Source organism: Acinetobacter sp. YH12134 (assembly GCF_013418555.1).
GTDB lineage: Bacteria > Pseudomonadota > Gammaproteobacteria > Pseudomonadales > Moraxellaceae > Acinetobacter > Acinetobacter indicus.
This window is the reverse complement of the sequence record NZ_VPBT01000011.1, coordinates 72882-94578: the sequence shown is the minus strand read 5'-3', so window position 1 is coordinate 94578 and position 21697 is coordinate 72882. Positions and strand designations below refer to the sequence as shown.

Sequence of the window (21697 nt, the reverse complement as noted above, 5' to 3'; positions counted from 1 at the left end):
ACCCTCGCTCCGCTCGACTTGCATGTGTTAAGCCTGCCGCCAGCGTTCAATCTGAGCCATGATCAAACTCTTCAGTTAAAATCATTTTGTCACTTTATTCGAAGTGACCAAATCTGGCTCATCAATTTCTGACTTAAATTCGCTCAAATAAACTTCGAGTAATTTAAACCAATCAATTAATGAAAATATATTCGATTAATCAACCAGTAAAAATCCACACAAGTTGTTCTTCATAATCTCTTAATGATCTTTCTAACACCTCGTCAGTGCCAGAAGCTGGACTCAAAACACTCGACAACTCAGCGATCCGCCTCGTTCATCACCGTGTATCTCGTCGGTATGGGGTGCATTCTAGAGAAATTTAAAAGCTTTGCAAGCACATTTTATAAATTTTTAAGAAAAAAGTACCCGTCTGGTTATTTTTTAAACCAGATTGCTGCATATTTCATCTGTATTACTAAGTTTAGCTAAGTAATTATAAAAATAAAGTAGTCCACTTAGACTTTAAATCTATAAATAAAAAACCAGCCGAAGCTGGTTTTATAATCTTTTCATTTTATTGCGGTTTTTAATTGGCCTGTTCTACCAGCCACGACATAAATTTTTGTCGTTCTGTTTTAGACGCTTGTTGCCACAGCTGAATCAGTTGCTGATCTGCACCGGCAACATTGCTAACAGTTGCAACGGGTTTGGTTGTCACGACTGCTTGCGGACTATACACCGCTGCTGGTTGTGTCACCGATACAGGTGCGGCCTGCGCAGATTCTGTTGAAGAAGTACTAAATAAGTTTTGTAAAATGCCACGGTTTAAATCTTTGGCTCCAGCCTGCTGCACCAGCAGCTGATTTTTCGCATCAAATAAACCGAATACCGGCTGCTTGGCAAACTCCTTGGCATCATCATGCGTTTTTGGTGGATTCACCAGCCCTAAACGGTATGTGGCTTTATCTTGTAAAACCGGAGTTTTAATATGCACGATGCCCGAACGTACAATATCGTGTGAACCAATGCCCGGATGCTCTTCAAAAAACTGTACATAACGTACGCTCAGCACATTCTCGCCAGGCTGCACGCTATAGTTATGATTACTGCTAAACAGACGGCTTTTCACTTCCTGACCATTTAAACCTTCAACCTTAATTTCTTCCGGTGCCGTAATGGACACTGCGGAAAAAGCTGTACTACTTAAACTTAAAGCCAGTGCTGCGAAGGATAAACGTAAAGCCATGCTGTTCACTCTAGTCGATTGTTCAATTTTAGTTGCACTATGCAGCGCTGAAATGACAGTTTTATGACAAAAATGGGGAAAGCCCAATTTCTCTCTTTTTAGTGTCGTTTTGCCATAAAAAAGAGCGCTGAATGCGCCCTTTCTTTGGTTTAGCTATGCAACTTAGTGAAAAGTTTTAAAACGATCTGCATCATTCATAAACTCTTTATCACCCGCTGGTGCTTCAATTGAACCGAACACCAGTTGCGCTCTTAATTTCCAGTTGGCTGGTACATCAAAGGTCGCCGCAACTTCTTCATCAATAATCGGGTTGTAATGCTGTAGCGATGCACCAATGTTGTTTTCTGCCAGCGCAATCCAGGTTGCAAACTGGGCAATCCCTGTTGAATGCTCTGACCATACCGGGAAGTTATCTGCATATAGTGCAAATTGTTCTTGCAGTGCTTTCACGACATCTTGGTCTTCATAGAATAACGCAGTACCAAAACCTGCGGCAAAGCTGCTGATTTTGCTGTCAGTTGATGCAAAGTTTTCAGCCGGCACCATTTTACGCAAGGTTTCACGTACAATTTCCCAGAATTTGGCATGTGACTCACCAAACAGAATCACCACACGTGAAGTTTGCGAGTTAAACGAAGATGGGCTTAAACGAACGGCTTCTTTAATAATTTCTTCAATTTTCGCTTCGTCTAGCGCCACATTTTTACCAATTGAGTAAATGGTACGGCGTTTAAGTAAATGATCTTTAAATGACATATCTTTTTCCTTGGTATGGTCTTGTGTTTATAACAGATGGATTTATCTTAATGGCTGCCTGGGCTGGAAAATAGCCCCAGTTTTATAACAATGTGTTGCATTTATGGAACAATAACCGCGCTTATCGTAGATTTTATGAAAACAAGTTAAATTTTAAAGCACGTCAAAGCGGATGGAGCATCATTCCTGCTCTAGGTTTAGATCAATTATTAGGTTTTCTTCCAGTTTAAAGGATATATAAAAAAACTCCGCAAATCGCGGAGTTTTTGAGCTGCTTATTTGTCTGTTTCAAACAGCGCTGCCACAAAGGACTTGGCTGAAAATGGACGCAGGTCATCAATTTTTTCACCCACCCCAATAAAGTGGATAGGCACATGGGTACGGCTGGCAATATTAAACAGCACACCACCTTTGGCGGTACCATCCAGTTTGGTGATGGTTAGACCCGTCAAGCCAACCGCTTCATCAAACATTTCAACCTGGTTAATCGCATTCTGACCAGTACCGGCATCTACCACCAGCATCACTTCGTGCGGTGCAGTGGCATCAATTTTTTGCATCACGCGTTTAACTTTAGTCAGTTCCTGCATTAAATGACCTTTGTTATGCAAACGTCCTGCAGTATCAGCAATCAAGACATCCATACCTTTGGCACGCGCACTTTCAAAGGCATCAAAAATAACCGAAGCACTGTCTGCACCATGACCTTGTGCGACCACAGCAACATCATTACGCTCGCCCCAGATTTGTAACTGTTCAGTCGCTGCTGCACGGAAGGTATCACCAGCGGCCAGCATGACTTTCTTGCCTTCACCTTGTAAACGTTTGGCCAGCTTACCAATGGTGGTGGTTTTACCCACACCATTCACGCCCACCACCAGAATGACATACGGATTTTTATTCGAATCAATATGCAACGGTTTAACACGCGGCGCCAGTAAAGCCACCAGCTCTTCCTGCAAGGCTTTATACAACGAGTGTGAATAAATCAGATCACCACGCGCAGTACGTTCAGTCAGGTTGGCAATAATGGTTTTGGTGGCATCGACACCAATATCGGCCACCAGCAATTGCTCTTCAACTTCTTCTAAAAGTTCATCATCAATTTCTTTGCCACCAATTAAGATGTTGACCATCCCATCGGCAAAGTTTTTACGGGTTTTTGTTAACCCTTCTTTCATACGGCTAAAGAAACCGCCTTTTGATTTCTCTTCAGCTGCTTCTGTGGCTACAGGCGCAGAAACAGGTGCTTGTTCTACTTTAGGTGTTTCAACGATAGGTACATTTACCGCAGGTAAACTTGGTAAAGTGACATCGTCATCCCCGATATCAGCATCAATCAAAAATTTATTTTGCCCATTAGATTGCTGTTGCATGCCGAATCCTTGAAAAGCAGTGCGTTAAAAAGTTGGATTCTAACATAAACTGCCCGCTTTGACTTGTCATTGCCAATCATGTGTCGCAGGCTGCAAAAAGTTACAGGATTCCCTTGCTTTCACTGCCCCGTTTCTGAAGAATGAAAGCAAATACAGATGCATTGCGGATCATCTTTGTGATACTGAACAATAAAATTTTGCCTGCTGTGGTTCATCATTTAAAACAACAACGTTTCGCCCTTACCCTACTTCTGATCGGTTTCTCATCGAATGCTTTGGCGGCCAATACTCAAAGCGAGCTGGCACGCAGTACCGTTGAAACCACGTTAAAAAACGGTTTAAAAGTCATTATTCGTGAAGATCATCGTTCGCCGATGGTGATGACTCAAATCTGGTACAAAGTTGGTAGCAGTGATGAGTCGGGAAATTTACTCGGTATTTCCCATGCGCTGGAACACATGATGTTCAAGGGTACGCATAAAGTGCCAAATGATGAATTTACCCGACTCAGCCGGATTTACGGCGGCCGGGTCAATGCCTCGACCTTTACCAATTACACCAATTATTATCAGCTGTATCCAAAAACCTATTTTCCGATGGCGCTGGAGCTTGAAGCCGACCGGATGCGTAATTTATTGCTGCGCCAGCAGGATTTTGCCACCGAAATCAAAGTGGTGATGGAAGAACGGCGCCAGCGTACCGATGACAATCCGCGTGCTTTGGCTTTTGAACGGTTTAAATGGATTGCCTACCCGACCAGTCATTATCGCCAGCCAATTATTGGGCATATGAAAGATCTGCAAAATATCCAGCTGGAGGATTTACGTCAGTGGTACAAGCAGTGGTATAGCCCGAATAATGCCATTTTAATTATTGTCGGCGATGTTAATGCTGAAGCGGCTTTGCTCCAGGTACAAAAATACTTTGCCGATATTCCAGCGCGCAGCCTGCCAGCCCGCAATGATGTCCGCGAATTTGAACGTCTGGGCTATCGGCACATGGAACTGAATTTTCCGGTTCAGGTGCCGAATTTGTATATGGCCTGGAATGTCCGTTCGCTAACGACTGCGACCAATCCGCAAGATGCCTATGCACTGACCATCATTCAGCATTTATTAGACAGCGGTATTTCTTCGCGCCTGCAACAGCGTCTGATTCGCGAGCAAAAACTCTTAAGTGCCTTAAGCGTCAGCTATGATCCGTATAATCGTGGCGACAGCCTGTTTACCATTTCAGCTTTACCGGTGGATGGCGTGGATCTGGCCCAAGCCGAACAGGCGATTCAGGCTGAAATTGAACGCCTGAAAACCGAGCTGGTGCATGAACCGGAAGTAAAACGCGTGACAGCCAAGTTTGTGTCGAATTTGCTTTATAGTCAGGATGATCTAGCGGGACAGGCCAAGATGATGGGTAATCTGGAAGTCAACGGATTGAGTTATCGCCTGATGGATGAGCTGCCCCAGCATTTTGAAACCGTACGCCCGCAAGACATTCAACGCGTCGCCAATGTCTATTTTGTGCGTGACAATTTGACCACGCTGTATTTGCGTCCACACAGCAAGTCACCCTAAAGGATACCGACATGCCCTATTTCCGTTCCTGCGTTCTGGTGGCCAGCTTATTTGCGATCAGTTCTGCGCAGGCCAATGTTAATACCACCACCGAAGTGGATGAAAATCCAAATACCTTGCAATCTCTGCCGCTGCTGCAAAGTCTCAGAAATATTAATCAGCAGAAATTGGATTATCGCGCGCCTTATGTGCATGACCTGAATAACCGCTATCAGGTCAGAACCCTGTTTGTGGAAACACAGGACTTGCCAATTCTGGATATACAGCTGACCTTTAATGCCGGTGCCGCGCGTGATCGGGAAATTGAAAGCGGCTTATACGGCGTGGCCAATATGGCCGCCCAGCTCTTAGATGAAGGCACGCCCAAATATAACGCACAACAAGTGGCTGCCGTGTTTGAACAGGTCGGTGCGCAGTTTAGTGCGCGAGCCTATCGAGATATGTTTATTGTCAAATTACGGGTGCTGTCTGACCCGGAAAAATTGGAACCGGCTTTAGCCATGATGATGGAACTGCTCAAACATGCCACCTTTGAAAAACAGAGTATTGGCATGGTGGTCAGCAATAACCAGCTGGGGCAAAAACAGCTGAAAGAAAATCCCAGCCGGATGATGGAGATTCAGCTGTATCGCAGCTTATATGGGCAACATCCTTATGCCCAGCCAATTAACGGCACCAATGGCAGTATTCAGCGGATTCAGCCCAAACATCTGCAACAGTTCCGTGAGCAGTTTCTGGTGGCGCAGAATATGAATATTGCCATTACCGGAAAAATGCAGGCCAAAGCAGCTTTAAATCTGGCAGAACGTATTGCCGGCAACTTAGCGCAAGGTCAGGCGGCTGCACCACTCCCCACACCCATCACAGCAAATGGCTTTCAGATTGTACACATGCCCTATCAGTCCAGTCAGGCGCATATTGTGCTCGGTCATATTGGTACCACACGTCATGATCCAGACCGGCTGGCTCTAGAAGTGGCCAATCGTATGCTCGGCGGTAGTGGCTTTCATTCTGTTTTGATGAAAGAACTGCGGGTAAAACGTGGCTATACCTATGGCGCATCTAGCAGCATGAGCTTTAGTCAGGCACCGGGTGTATTTCGCATCAGCTACTCAACCCGGCAAGATCAGCTGATGGACAGTATTCGTGTCGCGCATAAGGCACTGGTCGATTTTGTCCGTGAACCGATTGATCCGAAACAGCTGGAAGAAACCAAAAACGGCTTGTTAAGAGCCTATCCCAACCATTACAGCAGCAATGCCAGTATTAATGCCCAGCTCGGCAGTTTGGGATTTTATGGACAATCAGCACAGAGCCTGAGTGAATATTCAGTGCAGCTCAGTAAAATTAGCGCCGAAGATGTGCAAGCTGCGGTACGCCGGCATCTGCATCCGGAACATCTGACCGTGATTGTAGTGAGTGAAAGTTTAGATAAGGCGGCTTTAGAACAACTGTTGCAGTACAATTTACAGACCACTGGCGGTCAATCGCTTCCTCAGGTTGAAGATATTCCGGCGATTAATACGCCTCCACATCCAGGGGAGGAAGTTGTTTTGCCTGACCCAGTTCCATCTGATGGGCCTGCATCAATTTAAGATATTGCCCATAACGCACCTGTGGCTGCTGCATTAAGCGCACAGCCATCTCCTGAGTTTCAGGATACATCGACTGCTGTGACAGATACTCAATATTCTGAAATTGTACGGACCCGACCGGGCGATAAAGTGCAATGGAAGATAACAGGAGAATAATGACAATAATGCTGACCACTACCCCATTATAAATTTGCTCTAACGTGAGTCGTGATTTTAATTGAATGAATAATTGAGAAATTTTTTGTATTGCGTCATGCATAGCCTACCTCGAATAGCCGTAGTGTAGGATGCTAGCGGTATTTGCACAAGATAGATGACCCAATTTTACCCGAACTGGCGAGTAAAATTGAGCCACTGCTGCTTAAGTCATCAGCGCGCGGAATACGGTATACAGGATAATACCCGCGACAATGGCCAGCACAATGAAGATGGCAAAGATACTGACCCCTTTTTCGGCATCAGCCGGATGCAGTTCATCATCATCGGCAATGCTGATTAGCTCACCATTATAAATACGGTAGAATTCTTCACGCTGCTGTGGATCGAGTGTACTGGTAAAGTCATGCACACGTTTACGCTGCGCCAGACAATACTCACCTAAATGAATTTCCTGATGGAACACCGCCTCATCGAGTTTTTTACGGTGATGATGGGCCAGCTCGATAATCTGCTCCGCACGTAAAGGCAGATCAAAGTTAAAACCGTCTATTGTATTTGTCATGTGGCTCTCCTTTTTATGTTACCTTTCTTATATGCATATCATAATAAAATTATAGAGTGTTCAATGTTTAATCATGTAAACTTGAAATATCACGGATCTGCCCCATCTCTTAGTTGACATTTCCACGAATGTGTAATATTAGTTTAACACAACCTCGATAAACTATTATTTAGACTGGCTATACAGTCTTTATTGCGATCATAATTAAAATAAAGGAGTTTTATATGATTCAGAGTATCTCTCACCATGATCTTGAAATTGCATATGCAAATGCGGTTAACACCATTCAATCACAGATGAACTTCCAAGAGGCTGTGGCTGAACTTGAACAGGTTGCCCGCGCGGGTCATGGCAAAGCCGCTATGTTCTTAGCTGAACTGTACTATCAAGGCTTCCGCGTAGAACGCGATTCACTCAAAGCACAGTACTGGCAGAATATGGCCACCATGCAAGCATAAACAGACGTCACCTAGGTGGCGTTTTTTAATGCCTGAAATTTGTTTTTTATATTTGTTTACGATTTAACGCAAAGCTTAAACGCTTTATTCATCTGAATTTCCTACAATACAGGCACCACATTAGTGTTTATATGACATGAACCAGATTAAGTCTTTAAAACCCGCTGCCCAAGATATTCACATGAAAATCAGTATTCTAAAATCAATGATGTATTGCGGGGTACTTTGGGGGCTATATCATCAGGGTTGGGCCATGACCTCCGATCAGGATGATTTTATTTTTCCCTTTTGGTTAAACGGTGTCCAAGCCTATAAATATGCCAAGAAACACTGGCCAAACTACACTCCGCGCCAGATTAGCCCGCAGGATTTTCAGAATTCCCTGTTACCGACCTTAACCCGTTTAAAAGTTACACCGGCGCTGTGTCATTGTTCCAGCCAGCAATTCAAGCTGACCACACAGCAAATGAAACACTTTTTCTTTAATGACGCCCAGTTAAAGACCGCTTAACGTAGAGATTCATGCACCATTAAACCTCAATGAAAACAATATGACTGCTGATTATGGCCTCTAATGATAAAACTATTGGCATTTTTCAAAATTGAGGTTAAGTTAGAACCCATACCAAGAACAAAAATGGCAAGGACCAGACAGAATGACCAATGTAACACACGTATTAAAAGATAAGCATAGCCAGGAAATATACACCGTTAGTCCAGAAGCAACTGTACTCGAAGCAATTTCAATTATGGCCGATAAAGGCATCGGGGCGCTTGTAGTGACCCATGAAGGCCAAGTGGTCGGGATTTTATCCGAGCGTGACTACACCCGTAAAATTGCGTTGATGGAACGCTCTTCTTATGACACCACCGTCAATGAGATTATGACCGCAAAGGTACTGACCGTGACCCAAAGCACCAGTGTAGAAGACTGTTTGAGCCTGATGACCGATCGTCATTTACGTCATTTACCGGTAGTAGAAAATGACAAACTGGTCGGACTGGTGTCGATTGGCGACTTGGTAAAAGCAGTAATGGATGATCAACGTAAACTGATCGACCAGCTACAACAATATATTGCCAGCTAAACAGACAATATAAAAAACAAAAAAACTCTCCTTCAAGAGAGTTTTTTTATGGCTAGCCTTTTAAAAAACGATCTTTTTTAAAACTGCTCGTTTAAAAGAGACTAAACAGGATTAATTCAAGCCCAGCTTGTGTGCCACATAGTCCGCATCTTTGTCACCGCGACCGGACAGGTTCACCACAATATTGGTGTCTTTGGACATTTTTGGTGCTTCACGCATTGCCCATGCGACCGCATGCGAGCTTTCCAGTGCCGGCACAATCCCTTCAACCCGTGATAGCTGAATAAAGGCGTCCAGACACTCCTGATCAGTAGCAGTGGTATATTCGACACGACCAGCATCTTTCAGGAAGCTGTGCTGTGGCCCTACACCCGGATAATCCAGCCCAGATGCAATCGAGTGTACCGGGAGTGGCTCACCCTGCTCATCTTCCAGCACATAACAGGCCATACCGTGTAACTGACCCGGTTTACCTAAGGTGAGGGTTGCAGAGTGCATATCGGTATTCAGGCCATGACCGGCTGGCTCAACACCAACCAGTTTTACTTCCGGATCATTCAGAAACGCGGTAAAAGCGCCCACAGCATTAGAACCACCACCGACACAAGCCACAATATAATCCGGCTGTGCACCAAAACGTTCCTGCGCCTGAACTTTAATTTCATCACCAATAATGGCCTGGAAATCACGTACCATCATCGGGAATGGATGCGGTCCCACCACCGAACCAATCGCATAAATATAGTTTTTCGGATCTTTTAAGTATTCTTCGAAGGCGCTGTCTACCGCATCTTTTAAGGTTGCAGTGCCGCGGGTCACGGAAATCAGCTTGGCGCCCAGAATTTTCATTTTTACGACATTGGGATGTTCTTTCTCAATATCGACCTGACCCATGTGAATTTCGCATGGAATACCGACCAGGGCACAGGCGGTTGCCAATGCCACGCCATGCTGACCAGCGCCAGTTTCAGCAATGACTTTGGTTTTGCCCATATATTTGGCCAGCAAAGCTTCACCTAAACAATGGTTAATTTTATGGGCGCCGGTGTGATTTAAATCTTCACGTTTTAAATAGATTTGTGCCCCGCCCAACTGCTCAGATAAACGCTTGGCATGAAATAGCGGACTTGGACGACCCACATAATGTGCGAATAGCTCAGCCAGTTCCTGCTGAAATTCCGAAGTCTGACGAATTTCTTCGTAGGCCACTTTAATATCATCCATCGCCGCTTTCAGATGCGGTGGAATAAACTGCCCGCCATATTCACCAAAAAAGCCATCTTCATTGGGTAAGGCAACGCCATTCATCTGAGAGTTCATGCAGTATTCCTTCTATTTTATGAAGCTTAACGCGCCAAATAACGGGTTAAATCTTCAATCCCCTTTAACGTCATGGGATACATATGATTTTCAAAAATTTGCTGAATTAAACCGATGGTCTGGGTGTAGTGCCAATATTGCTCTTGTTCCGGGTTCAGCCAGGCGGTTTTATCAAAATGCTGGCGTAAACGGCGCAACCACACTTGCCCGGCCTCATCATTCATATATTCCACTGAACCCCCAACGGCATTCAGCTCATAAGGTGCCATACTGGCATCCCCGACCACAATCACACGATAGTCGCGTCCGTAGGTGTTGAATAAATCCCAGGTATTCATACGGGTGTGTGAACGGCGTACATTGTCTTTCCAGACATAATCGTACAGGCAGTTATGAAAATAAAAATATTCCAACGTTTTAAATTCGGTTTTGGCCGCACTAAACAGCTTTTCACACTGGGCGATGTGCGCATCCATGGAGCCGCCGACATCAAACAGCATTAACACTTTAACCCGGTTACGCCGTTCGGGTACCAGTTGCACATCCAGAATACCCTGTTTGGCGGTTTCACGAATGGTGCCATCGACATCTAACTCTTCAGCCGCGCCCTGACGGGCAAACTTGCGCAGACGGCGCAGCGCCATTTGCATTTGCCGTGAACCGAGCAGCTGGTCATCATCCAGATTACGGTATTGACGCTGTTCCCAGACTTTAACCGCTGAACGTTTACGGCCCGGCCCGCCTATACGCACCCCTTCAGGATGATCACCATAGGCACCAAACGGCGAGGTTCCACCGGTCCCAATCATGCGGTTACCGCCCTGATGCTTTTTATGCTGTTCGCGTAAACGCTCTTCCAGCATTTTCATCAGCTCTTCCAATGAACCGGCTTTTTTCAGTTCTTCGCGCTGCTCCGGGGTTAAATGCTTTTCCAGCAGCTCCAGATCAAACCAGTCTTTCGGCAGCTTATGGACCTGATTCAGCAATTCATCCAGATCAAAGGTCGAGATACCATCAAAGTAATCTTTCATGGCCCGGTCGAACTTGTCAAAAAAGCGCTCATCCTTGACCATAATGGTTTTGGCCAGATGATAAAACTCATCCTGATTGGCAAAGACCAGACCTTCTGCCACTGCACGGTTCAGGTCAATCAGTTCGCGGGTGGTGACCGGGACGCCGTATTTTCTTAAGGTATAAAACAATCGCACAAACATGTGGCGATTACTCCCTTAACGACGGGCCATAAAGGCTAAGCGTTCCAGTAACTGAACATCCTGCTCGTTTTTAATCAGCGCGCCATACAATGGTGGAATGGCTTTGGTTTTGTCAGCATTACGCAGAATATCGTCCGGCATGTCATCCGCCATTAACAGGCTCAGCCAGTCAATCAATTCAGAGGTTGAAGGTGGTTTTTTCAGGCCCGGAATCTGGCGTAGTTTAAAGAATACCTGTAAGGCTTCTGACACCAAAGTCGTGGAGATATTCGGGAAATGCACATTGATGATGTCGCGCATGGTGGCTTCATCAGGGAAATCAATATAATGGAAGAAACAGCGACGCAAGAAGGCATCGGGCAGTTCTTTTTCATTATTGGAAGTGATGATCACAATCGGACGCTGCGTTGCGCTAATGGTTTCGCCAGTTTCATAAACGAAAAAGGACATTTTATCCAGCTCATGCAGCAAGTCGTTTGGAAACTCGATATCGGCCTTGTCAATCTCGTCAATCAGCAGTACACAGCGCTCTTCACTGCTAAACGCTTCCCACAGTTTGCCCGGCTTGATGTAGTTTTTAATATCATAAACCCGGTCATCCCCCAGCTGGCTATCACGTAAACGCGACACGGCATCATATTCATACAGGCCTTGCTGGGCTTTGGTGGTCGATTTGATATGCCAGGTAATCAGTTTCAGTCCCAGGCTTTGCGCGACCTGCTCGGCCAGTAAGGTTTTACCGGTACCCGGTTCACCTTTAATTAACAGGGGCTTTTGTAAACGACGTGCCGCCTGCACCGCCAGCTTTAAGCTGTCAGTGGCGATGTATTGATCAGTACCAGTGAAGTGTTGTGTATCTACAGACATGAGATAACCTTATTTCAATTTAAACTTATTTTTGTAATTAAAGCGCTGTGCTGTTGTTCTTGGCAGCAAGACCTGCCTTACGCTGGCTATATTTAGACCAGAAATAACCAACCACCAGTCCTAAACCAATCACCACCAGAATGGCAGATAAATTGGACCAGACCAGCGGCATTTCCTTGGTTAATACACCAAACAGCAAACCAAAGGTGGCCGGTGCAATACCTGCATTATGCCCTTCGGAAAGGGTAGGCGTCAGCAAGATGGCAAAGACCACAATCCAGCTTACGCCGCCAAGTGGATGAGGCAGACGTTTGGCAATTTCATACCAGCACCATAAAATAATCAGGCTACCCAATAGATAGACCGTAACGGCAATGGTATTTTCAGGAATTGATTCTAAAAAAGTCATTAAATTTTCCATCACTCAACTCCTGAATTTAACTTAGGCACCGCGTAAGCCTTCTGGCTCAACCGCATTCGGATTAATTAAACCTTCTGGCGGCATTTGAATAAAGAAGCCTTTGGTTTGAATCGAATCCATGACATGCAGAATATTGGCCCGCGCGAGTTTACGGTTTTCATGCAATTCTAAATCCATAACAAACGTTGCACGACCAAATGCAGTACGCAGTACTTCCGGTACCACTTCAAGCGGATCTGCCGCTTCTGCTTGATCATCTTGGCTTTCAATACGAGCGACATAAAGATACATTTCATCTTTTTTGCTCGATTTATAAATTGAACAGAACATATTCAGCACAATACTCGTTTAACTCAGGCCAAAGCATACATCAAAAAAAAGACGGATACATTAGTGATTATTAACGCATCAGTCGTGATTGTGTACAAATCATAATTCTGGCAGCAGTTTGCTGTTTTTTTAATCCATCACTTTCATATGATTGGATAAATACTGCTGATCTTGATGCAGCACTTCAATCAGCGGCTTGGTCAGCAGATCATAACGCCAGCCCAATAAATAGCCCGGCAAATCCTGCTCATCATTTTTAAATACCACATGCTGATACAGGGCATTCAGCCATTTTTTCCGCATCAGTACTTCTTTGGGGATACCGGTTTCATTGACGCCGCGCTGAATCACCTGCTCAATGTGCTGTCCCACCTCTTTGGAAGAATGGCGAATTGGACGCGCCATGCGCAGCGGCCAATGCTCTGGATCGGGCAGGAATTTCAACAGGTCTAAAATAGTTTTGCCATGTTCACGTAAAATATTCGGACGGATCTCCTTCACGTGTGACAGCTGAAAATTATTTTTCGGATTTTTTTCAACCAGATCCAGTAAGGTGGTATTTTTCAGAATAAAGCTGCGTGGCTGGTTTAAAGCCTTAACCATCTGTTCACGCCAGACCACCAGTTGCTGTAACTGCATAAGCTGACGGCGTGAATGGCGGTAATTGCCGATATCCTGATACAGACGCTCTAGCGGTGTATCTTCCCCAATTTCCTGGGTTAAATGACGGCAGTCTTCTACCACCAGATTCAGCAACGATTTTTGTTGCAAGTCCTGCTGTACTTTTTCCGCCAGTTGCATTAAATACAGCACATCATTGGCCGCATATTGCAACTGTTCCGGTGATAATGGACGCGCCAGCCAGTCCGAACGGGTCTGATCTTTGTCAATATCGACTTCCAGCACCTGCTTTAAAGCATTCTGATAGCTGACCTGCAAACCATAGCCCAAAAAAGACATGCCAACCTGGGTATCAAATACATTTTTCAGTGATTTTTGCTGGGCATAATGATAGATCAGGTCGATATCTTCGCCGCAGGCATGGAAAATATTCTGCTGCGCCTGAAAGATTTTTTCCCAGAACGCCGAAAGATTCAGCGTTGTTCCATCCAGCAAATAAACTTTTCCTGCGACATTAATCTGGAACACCCCCAATTTGGGCCATAAGGTATCAACCTTGATGAATTCGGTATCCAGTCCATAGGTAGAGTTTTGACTCATTAATGTTAAAACATTTTCAAAGTCTTGTTGCTGTTGAATAAATTGGAACATAGCAGAGAGAGTCGTTAAAGTTTCTCAAGGGGTATTTTAACCAATAAATATAATTTAGCTATAAAAAAATAAAACTTACGGTATATTTTGCTGATTTTTTTTAAAGTTTAAGCTCAAGATAAACAAAAGTTTATATTTTTTATATCTTAGTTAAAGTTTCAATATTTGATTAAGACCCAATTTAAAAAGTTGAAATCTGATGAAATAAGCACCGGAGTACTTATTTCATGCGCATACGGTTATGGACAGCCTGACTTAAAGTGTGACTGTCGATATATTCCAGTTCACCACCTTGCGGCACGCCCTGGGCAATCCGGGTCATCTGCACCGGTAAATGCTTGGTCGCTTCGACCAGATAATGCGCCGTCGCCTGACCTTCTACCGTGGCATTGGTCGCCAGAATCACTTCTTTGACCTGACCCGAGCTTAAACGGTGAATTAAAGCTGGAATCCCGATTTCTTCCGGGCCAATCCCGTCAAGCGGCGATAAATGCCCGCCCAAGACATGATATTTACCGCGGAAGCTGCCACTTTGTTCAATTGCCATGACATCGGCTGGTGATTCCACCACGCAGAGTAATTCTTCATCACGTTCCGAAGATGCGCAGATATTGCACACTTCATCTTCGGTTAAAGAATGGCAGATGGAACATTCGTGAATATGCGTGGTCGCCTCATTTAAGGCATAAGCCAGACCCAGCGCGCCTTCACGGTTTTTCATGATCAGGTGCAAGGCCATGCGCTGGGCCGATTTTGGCCCAACACTTGGCAAAATACGCAAGGCTTGTACCAGTTGATCAAAACGATCGCTGAACACAGATGCGCTACCTTAGAACATGCCTGCCAAACCTGGTGGTAAGCCCATACCAGAATTCGCTGCTTTCATACGTTCTTCAGAAATGGTTTCTGCCTGACGCGCTGCATCATTCATGGCCGCAGCAATCAGGTCTTCAATCATGTCTGGATCGTCTTGTAACAGTTCAGGATTGATTTCAATACGCTTCACCACGTTACGGCAGGTCATGGTTACTTTGACCAGACCACCGCCCGCTTCGGCATGCACTTCAGTTTGTGCCAGTTCTTCTTTGGCTTTCTTGATATTGTTTTCTACTTCTTTCTGCATGCGCTGCGCTTGCTGCATTAACATATTAATGTTCATAAAAATCTCCGAACAAAACTGACATCTTTGGCTAAGCACTCTACACGAAAATTCAGCAAAAAGATGTCAGAATTTATAAATTAAATCAGGTCTAAACCACGGCTAAGGTCGCGAATAATATCATCAATATCTTCCAGACCCACAGAAACACGAATTAAACCTTCTGAAATACCGGCTTGCTGTTTGGCTTCGGCAGACATACGGCCATGTGAGGTGGTAGCAGGATGGGTAATCGTAGATTTTACATCGCCAAGGTTACTGGTAATGGATAAGAAACGCGTGTTATCAATGACGGTCCATGCGCCTTCACGCTCACCTTTCACCACGAACGATACAACACCGCCAAAACCGCTTTGTTGTTTTTTCGCTAACTCATGCCCTGGATGCTGCGGCAAACCGGCGTAATATACGGTTTCCACTTTTGGATGGGCATCCAGCCATTCTGCCAGCTTCTGTGCACTAGCACAGTGGGCTTTCATTCGCAGGTTCAGGGTTTCCAGACCTTTAAGGAAGACCCAGGCATTAAAAGGGCTCATCGAGTTACCCAGGGTACGAATCACGCCATTAATTTCTTCCAATAACTGATGATTACCGACCACTGCACCACCCAAGGCACGGCCCTGACCATCAATATATTTAGTTGATGAATAAATGATTAAATCCGCACCAAATTTAATCGGCTGCTGTAAAACCGGGGTACAGAAGGTATTGTCAACGGCAAACAAGGCATTGGCTGCATGGGCAATATCAGCAATCGCTTGCAAATCACCCACTTGCGCCAATGGATTAGATGGGGTTTCAATAAACAGTAAACGTGTATTCGGGCGAATCGCCTGCTGCCAGGCCGCTAAATCTTCCAGATCAACAAAGGTTACATCTACGCCAAATTTCATGACGTATTTTTCAAATAATGAAATGATCGAACCGAATACCGCGCGTGAACACACCACATGATCGCCGGCTTTTAAATAGGCCAGGGTAATTGCATGTACTGCAGCCATACCTGAACTGGTGGCCACGGCACGTTCTGCGCCATCGAGCACTGCTAAGCGTTTTTCAAAAGTATGGACAGTCGGATTGGTATAACGGGAATAGGTATTCCCTTCAATTTGCCCAGAAAATTTGGCGGCTGCATCAGCTGCACTTTCGCAAACAAAAGACGATGTTAAAAAGATGGGTTCACTATGCTCACCCTCGAAGGTACGGTCATGACCAGTACGAATTGCCAAAGTATCTAACTGATATTCGATCTCGTCTTGTTCGCTCATCTCGATTTTCGCCCTTAGACTACCGTTATAAGAATTGCCAACATTTTGAGCGCCCAAGGTGTTTAAGGTCAAGGTAAAATATGGAAATATCGCTTAGACTTCATCCAACTCAGCGTCATGACAAGCAGATAGAGGCTATGAACCCAGTACAGAAAAAATTTGCAGATCAACGCAAGAAGTTAAAAAACTTATCGACCCGGCTTTTTAACAGCAAGACTTTGGTGATCTCCCAAACCACACCGTATGAGATCATTGGCGAATACCAACACGCACAAATCCGTTATTACGCTTCACCCAATAAAGCCTATCAGGAGCCGCTGGTCTTTGTTGCGCCGCTGGCGATTAATATGGCGATTTATGATTTGTATCCCTATCGCTCTTTAATCAAGCATTTCCAGCATAGCGGTTTTGATGTCTACCTGATTGACTGGGGACGTTTAAACTATGCCCATCGTCATTTAAATTTTATGTACTTTATTAATGCCGCAATTCCGCATTGTATTGAACAGATTCGACAGCATTCCCATAGTGAGCAGATTTCCCTACATGGCTGGAGTATGGCCGGCGTCTTTGTGATGCTGTATACCGCCTATCGTCAACCTCAGATTGTGAAAAACCTAATGGTGCTGGGCAGCCCGGTGGACAGTTATGCTTCCGGTCGTATCGGCCAGCTGTTTAAACGCAGCAACCAGCTGATTTCACGTAATCACAAATTAAAACAGGCCTTACATCAGGGCTCTATTCCCCCACATTTCATTCATACGCCCGGCATCATCAACGCTTTAGGTTTTAAAATTCTAGATCCTAAAGGCTGGCTGGACAGTCAGCGCCAGCTGTTGCTCAACCTGCATGATCCGCAAATACTGCATGAACATGCCACGCTGGGGAATTTCCTGAACAATATGATTGATTATCCGGGCGGGATTAATCAGGACATGGTACTGAATGTCTGGCTGCAAAATCCGCTGAAAAACGGCATTATCCGCCTGAAGGATGAACATATTGAACTAAAAAATATTCGCTGTTCTTTATTTGTCGGGGCCGGGCAAAGCGACCAGATTGTGACGGCTGCCGCTGCACAGCCTTTAAGCCAGTTGACAAGTAGTACAGATGTCACGTTTACTCTTATTCCCGGTGGTCACTTAGGCCTGATGTCCAGCCAGAAAAGTGCCAATGAATTCTGGCCCAAGCTGACCCGGTGGCTCGAGCAAAGATCAACAAAAATACACAAGGAAACCGCATGATTCAGTCCGTTGCATTTATTGGTTTGGGCGCTATGGGATACCGCATGGCCGCACATTTACCCCAGCATTTTGATACAGTCTATGTCTGGAACCGTAATTTTGCCAAAGCCGAGCAACACGCAGCGGAATATGCTACACAGGCGGTTCAGCTTGAACAGGCCGTACAGGCCGATGTGATTTTTTCCTGCCTGCCGACCAGCCAGGATGTAGAACATCTGTTAGAGGGTTTGACGCTAAAAGCCGGCTCTATCTGGGTAGACTGTACCAGCGGTGTGCCTGATTCTGCCAAAAAAGTGGCTGCGCAGCTCAAAGCACAACAGGTCGATTTTTTAGATGCACCTGTGAGTGGACAAACCATCGGTGCAGAAAAAGGCACCTTAACCGTGATGGTGGGCGGTGATGCGCAAGCTTTTGAAAAAGCCCTACCCGCAATGCAGGCTTTTGGGCAACTGATCAAGCATGTCGGTGAACCGGGCGCTGGTTTTGCTGTTAAAGCCATTAACAACATGTTGATGGCTGTGAATTTATGCGCCGTTGCCGAAGGATTTACCACCTTAAAAGCGCATGGGGTAAACTTAAACGAAGCGCTGGATTGTATTAATGCCTCAAGCGGCAAAAGCGCGGTAACGGAAATGGTATTACCCCAGCGTATTCTTAATCGCGCATTTCCACTAACCTTTGCCCTGCCGCTACTGGCCAAAGACACCGGAATTGCTTTAGACTTGGTACGCGATGCAAAACTTTCAGCACCGGTACTCGGACTGGCCCAAAGTTTGATTCAGGCTGCCAATGCTACTGCTGAACCAGATAGCGACTTCTCCAGCGCCGTTAAAATGTATGAGGACTGGAACAAGATTACAATTGAGTAAGATCTGGCCATTGAATAATCAGAATAAAACCTAATATTGTGAGTAGATGCTTACCCACAATGTTATTACAGAGGAAACTCGTATGAATAAGCTCACTGTTGCATTATTGACCAGTCTTGCAACATTCATTGGGGCAAATACCACTGCTTTTGCTTCAGCACAGGAATGTCAAAAGCTGAAAAATGATCATGATGTAATTTATGCATCAAAAGGCTTCTGCTTTAAAGATCCTGAAGCCAAAGCCAAGTTTGGCAATGACAACTGCTATACCACCAAGCCAAAATTTTCTGAAAGAGAGCAACAACGACTTGACGAAATCAAGGCGCGTCAGAAAGAATTGAACTGTAAATAATTCAGTGCATTGATTAAAGGAAATATCATGGCTTACGATGATCAAAATATTTTTGCAAGAATCCTGCGGGGAGAACTGCCTGCAATTAAAGTCTATGAAGATGAACAGGTTCTTGCGTTTATGGACATCATGCCTCAGGCAGATGGTCATACACTGGTCATCCCGAAATCACCTGCGGTTACCCTGCTCGACTTAGATCCACAAGTCGCAGCCTACACCATTCAGGTGGTGCAGAAAGTTGCCAAAGCCATGGAAAAAGCCTTAGGACTAGATGGAATTGTATTAATGCAGCTGTCTGGCGCTGCTGCGGGACAAACTGTACCGCATGTTCATTTCCACCTCATTCCTACCTCGGTACATCAACTCGGCAAACATGCTGCGCAGATGGGTGACCAGGAAAAAATCATGCAACTGGCTGAAAAGATTAAGGCAGCGCTTTAAAATATTTTTCCCGGTGAAATGTAAAAATGAATGGAGCGGCTGCTCCATTTTTTTAAGCAGAACTTCTGCCAAACCTATTTTTATGACACTAAGGTGTCAATTCGCTTGCAATTAAGTGATTCATTTTAAAAATTTTTCCTGATTTGGAAATTTATCTTTTTATAACAATGCTATTAAAAGTAAGTTTTTGATCTGATTTGTACTTTTTAATATTTTTGAAATATTTCCTTAATATTACTGTCGCATTTGTAAGGAATACTTAGCACCAATAGAGAACGGGGGTAGATCAATCCTACTTCTGAACAATGTTTAGGACTAAAAACAATAGTCTGTATTGGAGCTACACATGAAAAAAACGCTTTGCGCATTAGCAGTTGGGGCAACCTTATTTACACCAGCATTAGCTATGGCTGCTGATGTAAAAGTATATGGTCGTGCACACGTATCTTTAGACTATCTTGATGATGGTGCAGACTACAACGAAGTTGGACTATCTTCAAACTCTTCTCGTTTAGGCTTCAAAGCTGAACAAAAATTAGAAAACGGCATGACTGTTTTTGGTCAAATCGAACAAGAAATTAACTTCGCTAGCGGTTCAGCAAACGATGATTTAGAGTTTGCTACACGTGATACTTTCGTTGGTTTAAAAGGTGATTTTGGTCAAGCACGTGTAGGTCGCTTTGACAGCCCGTTTAAAGTTGCTCGCGGTCCAGTCAACTTCTTTGGTGACCAATTAGGTGATATCCGTAACGTAACACGTGCAGGTAACTTACGTTTTGATGAACGTAATGCCAATACGATTGAATATAAATCACCAAAATTTGGCGGTGGCTTTAATGTAATCGGCGCATTATCTCTACACGAAGATAACAGCGTAGATAACGAAGCAAATAAAGACAAAGCCTACGATCTTGCTTTAACTTATAAAGAAGGTCCGGTTGATTTTGCTGCTGCGTATGAGCACTACGAAGAAGATGCAGGCCGTGGCGAACGTGATGGTTTCCGTGTTGCAGCTGCATATAAAATCACACCTGAATTAAACTTCGGTGGTTTATACCAATATTTAACGCATGATAACGATGTTGCAAACCCAGATGCCCAAGTATTTGGTGTAGCTGCTGACTATAAATTTGCACCAAAAACTTATTTACGTGGTCAAGTGTTCCACCGTGATGTAGATGCAGATGATGCAAATGCAACTCTTCTTGCAGTGGGTCTTGAACATCGCCTAGACAAAGCAGTACGTGTATATGGTAACTTGGCTACTGTACTGAATGATGAAAACTCAAATCTGACTCCATGGTCTCAAGGACGCTCAAATAGCGTAGGTGGTACACGTGGTGAAGATGCATTCGGTCTTTCTCTAGGTTTCCGTTATGACTTCTAAGTCTTAACCGAAATTAAAAAACAAAAAAACACGCTTCGGCGTGTTTTTTTATATCCAGATTTATGGATTTAAAAAGCCAACCTCAGGTTGGCTTCATTATATAAACAGGCTTATCTTTTCAAGAAACCTGACACCATATTCAGCACATTCTGAATATCATTATTGGCTTCAGTTTTACTGGTCTGCTCCCCCTGTGGAGTTAAAGAGTCAATAATCTGTGGCAACACCTGTGAAATTGCGCCATAAATATCCTGTTTAGGGGCATGGGTTTGCTGTGCCACCTGTTCCACTTCTTCATCATCAAACAGGCTCTGCACTTCCTGCGGATTCACACTGGCATTCTCGCCCGGCCCAGTCGAAACCCAGTCATCTACCTGGCTACTTAGGCCTTGGCCTTTTAATTTGTCCAGTGCACCTTGCAAACCACCCTGCTTTTGAATCCAGGCCAGCACCAAAGGCAATACCGCAACCAGAAGAGAAGTTTTAGAACTACCACCTAGCCCCTGACTGGAACCACCGAATTGGCCCAGCACAGAGCCTAAAATCCCACCCAAACCGCCTTGCTGGCTTTGCCCACTCTGCTGGTGATTATTTCCCAGTTGACCTAGAACTGAACCGAGAATACCGCCTAGCCCAGCACTTTGTTGGGATTGCTGCTGATTAGAATTTGAACCTAAGGCCTGTTTCGCCAAAATTTCCACAATATTGCTTAAGTTTGTCATGATTTTTGTTTCTTCCTTTAATGACATTCACTCAGCAT

Annotated in this window: 25 protein-coding genes and 1 rRNA gene; 10 read left to right on the top strand and 16 right to left on the bottom strand. The window is 44.7% G+C overall.

The features are described 5' to 3' along the window. The 4 genes from FTU69_RS08320 to ftsY all read right to left on the bottom strand — a co-directional run. Positions 1–78: ribosomal RNA gene (locus tag FTU69_RS08320) — 16S ribosomal RNA — on the bottom strand; the annotation flags it as partial. 490 nt (positions 79–568) lie between these two features. Continuing rightward, on the bottom strand, positions 569–1228 hold the full coding sequence (locus FTU69_RS08315) for a DUF2057 domain-containing protein (protein WP_180103722.1): 660 nt from the start codon (positions 1226–1228) through the stop codon (positions 569–571). 162 nt (positions 1229–1390) lie between these two features. Then, positions 1391–1984 (bottom strand): nitroreductase family protein, encoded by a 594-nt coding sequence (locus FTU69_RS08310; RefSeq protein WP_016658994.1) that lies wholly within the window; start codon positions 1982–1984, stop codon positions 1391–1393. Positions 1985–2259: 275 nt separating this feature from the next. Beyond that, positions 2260–3360 (bottom strand): signal recognition particle-docking protein FtsY, encoded by a 1101-nt coding sequence (gene ftsY, locus FTU69_RS08305; RefSeq protein WP_180103721.1) that lies wholly within the window; start codon positions 3358–3360, stop codon positions 2260–2262. Positions 3361–3536: 176 nt separating this feature from the next. On the opposite strand from ftsY, the gene FTU69_RS08300 reads away from it, so the two are divergent. After that, complete coding sequence (locus FTU69_RS08300) at positions 3537–4931, top strand: pitrilysin family protein (RefSeq protein ID WP_104473059.1); 1395 nt, start codon at positions 3537–3539, stop codon at positions 4929–4931. Between the two features lie 11 nt (positions 4932–4942). Further along, complete coding sequence (locus tag FTU69_RS08295) at positions 4943–6526, top strand: pitrilysin family protein (protein ID WP_180103720.1); 1584 nt, start codon at positions 4943–4945, stop codon at positions 6524–6526. Here FTU69_RS08295 and FTU69_RS08290 read toward each other — a convergent pair. Both FTU69_RS08290 and FTU69_RS08285 read right to left on the bottom strand, forming a co-directional pair. Then, positions 6450–6785: a hypothetical protein gene (locus FTU69_RS08290; RefSeq protein ID WP_005178398.1), complete on the bottom strand. Its 336-nt coding sequence runs from the start codon at positions 6783–6785 to the stop codon at positions 6450–6452. The two genes, FTU69_RS08295 and FTU69_RS08290, sit on opposite strands and share 77 nt — an antisense overlap. A 102-nt stretch (positions 6786–6887) precedes the next feature. After that, positions 6888–7247, bottom strand: coding sequence for a hypothetical protein (locus tag FTU69_RS08285; RefSeq protein WP_005178401.1), 360 nt, complete (start codon positions 7245–7247; stop codon positions 6888–6890). A 224-nt stretch (positions 7248–7471) separates the two neighbouring features. Here FTU69_RS08285 and FTU69_RS08280 point away from each other — a divergent pair, with 224 nt between their 5' ends. From FTU69_RS08280 to FTU69_RS08270, 3 genes are all read left to right on the top strand, one after another. Continuing rightward, positions 7472–7705 (top strand): hypothetical protein, encoded by a 234-nt coding sequence (locus tag FTU69_RS08280; protein WP_180103719.1) that lies wholly within the window; start codon positions 7472–7474, stop codon positions 7703–7705. A 136-nt stretch (positions 7706–7841) separates the two neighbouring features. Continuing rightward, the gene (locus FTU69_RS08275; protein WP_005178408.1) at positions 7842–8216 is read left to right on the top strand and encodes a DUF2750 domain-containing protein; all 375 of its coding nucleotides are present in this window, start codon (positions 7842–7844) and stop codon (positions 8214–8216) included. Between the two features lie 145 nt (positions 8217–8361). Further along, positions 8362–8793 (top strand): CBS domain-containing protein, encoded by a 432-nt coding sequence (locus FTU69_RS08270; protein ID WP_016658998.1) that lies wholly within the window; start codon positions 8362–8364, stop codon positions 8791–8793. A gap of 111 nt (positions 8794–8904) precedes the next feature. Here FTU69_RS08270 and trpB read toward each other — a convergent pair whose 3' ends face one another. The 9 genes from trpB to FTU69_RS08225 form a co-directional block, all read right to left on the bottom strand. Continuing rightward, positions 8905–10113 carry a tryptophan synthase subunit beta gene (gene trpB / locus FTU69_RS08265; RefSeq protein WP_180103718.1) on the bottom strand — a complete coding sequence of 403 codons (1209 nt, stop codon included), beginning with the start codon at positions 10111–10113 and terminating at the stop codon, positions 8905–8907. A 26-nt stretch (positions 10114–10139) separates the two neighbouring features. Next, entirely contained in the window at positions 10140–11327 is a 1188-nt protein-coding gene (locus FTU69_RS08260) for a VWA domain-containing protein (RefSeq protein WP_005178414.1), read from the bottom strand. A 15-nt stretch (positions 11328–11342) separates the two neighbouring features. Beyond that, entirely contained in the window at positions 11343–12194 is an 852-nt protein-coding gene (locus tag FTU69_RS08255) for a MoxR family ATPase (RefSeq protein WP_045795395.1), read from the bottom strand. Positions 12195–12231: 37 nt separating this feature from the next. Then, a complete protein-coding gene (locus tag FTU69_RS08250) occupies positions 12232–12615 on the bottom strand; it encodes a hypothetical protein (RefSeq protein WP_168390615.1) in 384 nt (127 codons plus the stop codon). 21 nt (positions 12616–12636) lie between these two features. After that, complete coding sequence (locus tag FTU69_RS08245; RefSeq protein WP_005178417.1) at positions 12637–12945, bottom strand: YcgL domain-containing protein; 309 nt, start codon at positions 12943–12945, stop codon at positions 12637–12639. Between the two features lie 129 nt (positions 12946–13074). Beyond that, a complete protein-coding gene (locus tag FTU69_RS08240; RefSeq protein WP_180103717.1) occupies positions 13075–14217 on the bottom strand; it encodes an HRDC domain-containing protein in 1143 nt (380 codons plus the stop codon). Between the two features lie 220 nt (positions 14218–14437). After that, entirely contained in the window at positions 14438–15034 is a 597-nt protein-coding gene (gene recR, locus FTU69_RS08235) for a recombination mediator RecR (RefSeq protein ID WP_005178420.1), read from the bottom strand. 12 nt (positions 15035–15046) lie between these two features. Beyond that, complete coding sequence (locus FTU69_RS08230; RefSeq protein ID WP_005178423.1) at positions 15047–15376, bottom strand: YbaB/EbfC family nucleoid-associated protein; 330 nt, start codon at positions 15374–15376, stop codon at positions 15047–15049. An 80-nt stretch (positions 15377–15456) separates the two neighbouring features. Then, positions 15457–16644, bottom strand: coding sequence for an O-succinylhomoserine sulfhydrylase (locus FTU69_RS08225; RefSeq protein ID WP_005178426.1), 1188 nt, complete (start codon positions 16642–16644; stop codon positions 15457–15459). 137 nt (positions 16645–16781) lie between these two features. On the opposite strand from FTU69_RS08225, the gene FTU69_RS08220 reads away from it, so the two are divergent. From FTU69_RS08220 to FTU69_RS08200, 5 genes are all read left to right on the top strand, one after another. Next, on the top strand, positions 16782–17888 hold the full coding sequence (locus FTU69_RS08220; protein WP_180103716.1) for an alpha/beta fold hydrolase: 1107 nt from the start codon (positions 16782–16784) through the stop codon (positions 17886–17888). Then, complete coding sequence (locus FTU69_RS08215) at positions 17885–18757, top strand: NAD(P)-dependent oxidoreductase (RefSeq protein WP_160241257.1); 873 nt, start codon at positions 17885–17887, stop codon at positions 18755–18757. The genes FTU69_RS08220 and FTU69_RS08215 overlap by 4 nt, the downstream gene beginning before the upstream one ends. Before the next feature lie 82 nt (positions 18758–18839). Next, positions 18840–19109, top strand: a complete 270-nt coding sequence (locus FTU69_RS08210; RefSeq protein WP_045795400.1) for a YARHG domain-containing protein — start codon at positions 18840–18842, stop codon at positions 19107–19109. A gap of 27 nt (positions 19110–19136) precedes the next feature. Then, on the top strand, positions 19137–19550 hold the full coding sequence (locus tag FTU69_RS08205; RefSeq protein WP_075167966.1) for an HIT family protein: 414 nt from the start codon (positions 19137–19139) through the stop codon (positions 19548–19550). A 346-nt stretch (positions 19551–19896) separates the two neighbouring features. Continuing rightward, positions 19897–20937 carry a porin gene (locus FTU69_RS08200; RefSeq protein ID WP_180103715.1) on the top strand — a complete coding sequence of 347 codons (1041 nt, stop codon included), beginning with the start codon at positions 19897–19899 and terminating at the stop codon, positions 20935–20937. A 110-nt stretch (positions 20938–21047) separates the two neighbouring features. Here the strand turns inward: FTU69_RS08200 and FTU69_RS08195 are convergent, their stop codons facing one another. Beyond that, on the bottom strand, positions 21048–21659 hold the full coding sequence (locus FTU69_RS08195; protein ID WP_180103714.1) for a YidB family protein: 612 nt from the start codon (positions 21657–21659) through the stop codon (positions 21048–21050). Positions 21660–21697 lie beyond the last annotated feature (38 nt).

Bases quoted from the DNA above. Each gene is read 5' to 3' on its own strand.
- FTU69_RS08285 (WP_005178401.1), bottom strand. From the start codon at position 7,247: ATGACAAATACAATAGACGGTTTTAACTTTGATCTGCCTTTACGTGCG.
- FTU69_RS08205 (WP_075167966.1), top strand. From the start codon at position 19,137: ATGGCTTACGATGATCAAAATATTTTTGCAAGAATCCTGCGGGGAGAA.
- ftsY (WP_180103721.1), bottom strand. From the start codon at position 3,360: ATGCAACAGCAATCTAATGGGCAAAATAAATTTTTGATTGATGCTGAT.
- FTU69_RS08290 (WP_005178398.1), bottom strand. From the start codon at position 6,785: ATGCATGACGCAATACAAAAAATTTCTCAATTATTCATTCAATTAAAA.
- FTU69_RS08270 (WP_016658998.1), top strand. From the start codon at position 8,362: ATGACCAATGTAACACACGTATTAAAAGATAAGCATAGCCAGGAAATA.
- FTU69_RS08310 (WP_016658994.1), bottom strand. From the start codon at position 1,984: ATGTCATTTAAAGATCATTTACTTAAACGCCGTACCATTTACTCAATT.
- FTU69_RS08295 (WP_180103720.1), top strand. From the start codon at position 4,943: ATGCCCTATTTCCGTTCCTGCGTTCTGGTGGCCAGCTTATTTGCGATC.
- FTU69_RS08240 (WP_180103717.1), bottom strand. From the start codon at position 14,217: ATGTTCCAATTTATTCAACAGCAACAAGACTTTGAAAATGTTTTAACA.
- FTU69_RS08255 (WP_045795395.1), bottom strand. From the start codon at position 12,194: ATGTCTGTAGATACACAACACTTCACTGGTACTGATCAATACATCGCC.
- FTU69_RS08215 (WP_160241257.1), top strand. From the start codon at position 17,885: ATGATTCAGTCCGTTGCATTTATTGGTTTGGGCGCTATGGGATACCGC.
- FTU69_RS08195 (WP_180103714.1), bottom strand. From the start codon at position 21,659: ATGACAAACTTAAGCAATATTGTGGAAATTTTGGCGAAACAGGCCTTA.
- FTU69_RS08200 (WP_180103715.1), top strand. From the start codon at position 19,897: ATGAAAAAAACGCTTTGCGCATTAGCAGTTGGGGCAACCTTATTTACA.
- FTU69_RS08220 (WP_180103716.1), top strand. From the start codon at position 16,782: ATGAACCCAGTACAGAAAAAATTTGCAGATCAACGCAAGAAGTTAAAA.
- FTU69_RS08245 (WP_005178417.1), bottom strand. From the start codon at position 12,945: ATGTTCTGTTCAATTTATAAATCGAGCAAAAAAGATGAAATGTATCTT.
- FTU69_RS08230 (WP_005178423.1), bottom strand. From the start codon at position 15,376: ATGAACATTAATATGTTAATGCAGCAAGCGCAGCGCATGCAGAAAGAA.
- FTU69_RS08210 (WP_045795400.1), top strand. From the start codon at position 18,840: ATGAATAAGCTCACTGTTGCATTATTGACCAGTCTTGCAACATTCATT.
- FTU69_RS08280 (WP_180103719.1), top strand. From the start codon at position 7,472: ATGATTCAGAGTATCTCTCACCATGATCTTGAAATTGCATATGCAAAT.
- FTU69_RS08225 (WP_005178426.1), bottom strand. From the start codon at position 16,644: ATGAGCGAACAAGACGAGATCGAATATCAGTTAGATACTTTGGCAATT.
- FTU69_RS08315 (WP_180103722.1), bottom strand. From the start codon at position 1,228: ATGGCTTTACGTTTATCCTTCGCAGCACTGGCTTTAAGTTTAAGTAGT.
- FTU69_RS08250 (WP_168390615.1), bottom strand. From the start codon at position 12,615: ATGGAAAATTTAATGACTTTTTTAGAATCAATTCCTGAAAATACCATT.
- FTU69_RS08275 (WP_005178408.1), top strand. From the start codon at position 7,842: ATGAACCAGATTAAGTCTTTAAAACCCGCTGCCCAAGATATTCACATG.
- trpB (WP_180103718.1), bottom strand. From the start codon at position 10,113: ATGAACTCTCAGATGAATGGCGTTGCCTTACCCAATGAAGATGGCTTT.
- FTU69_RS08260 (WP_005178414.1), bottom strand. From the start codon at position 11,327: ATGTTTGTGCGATTGTTTTATACCTTAAGAAAATACGGCGTCCCGGTC.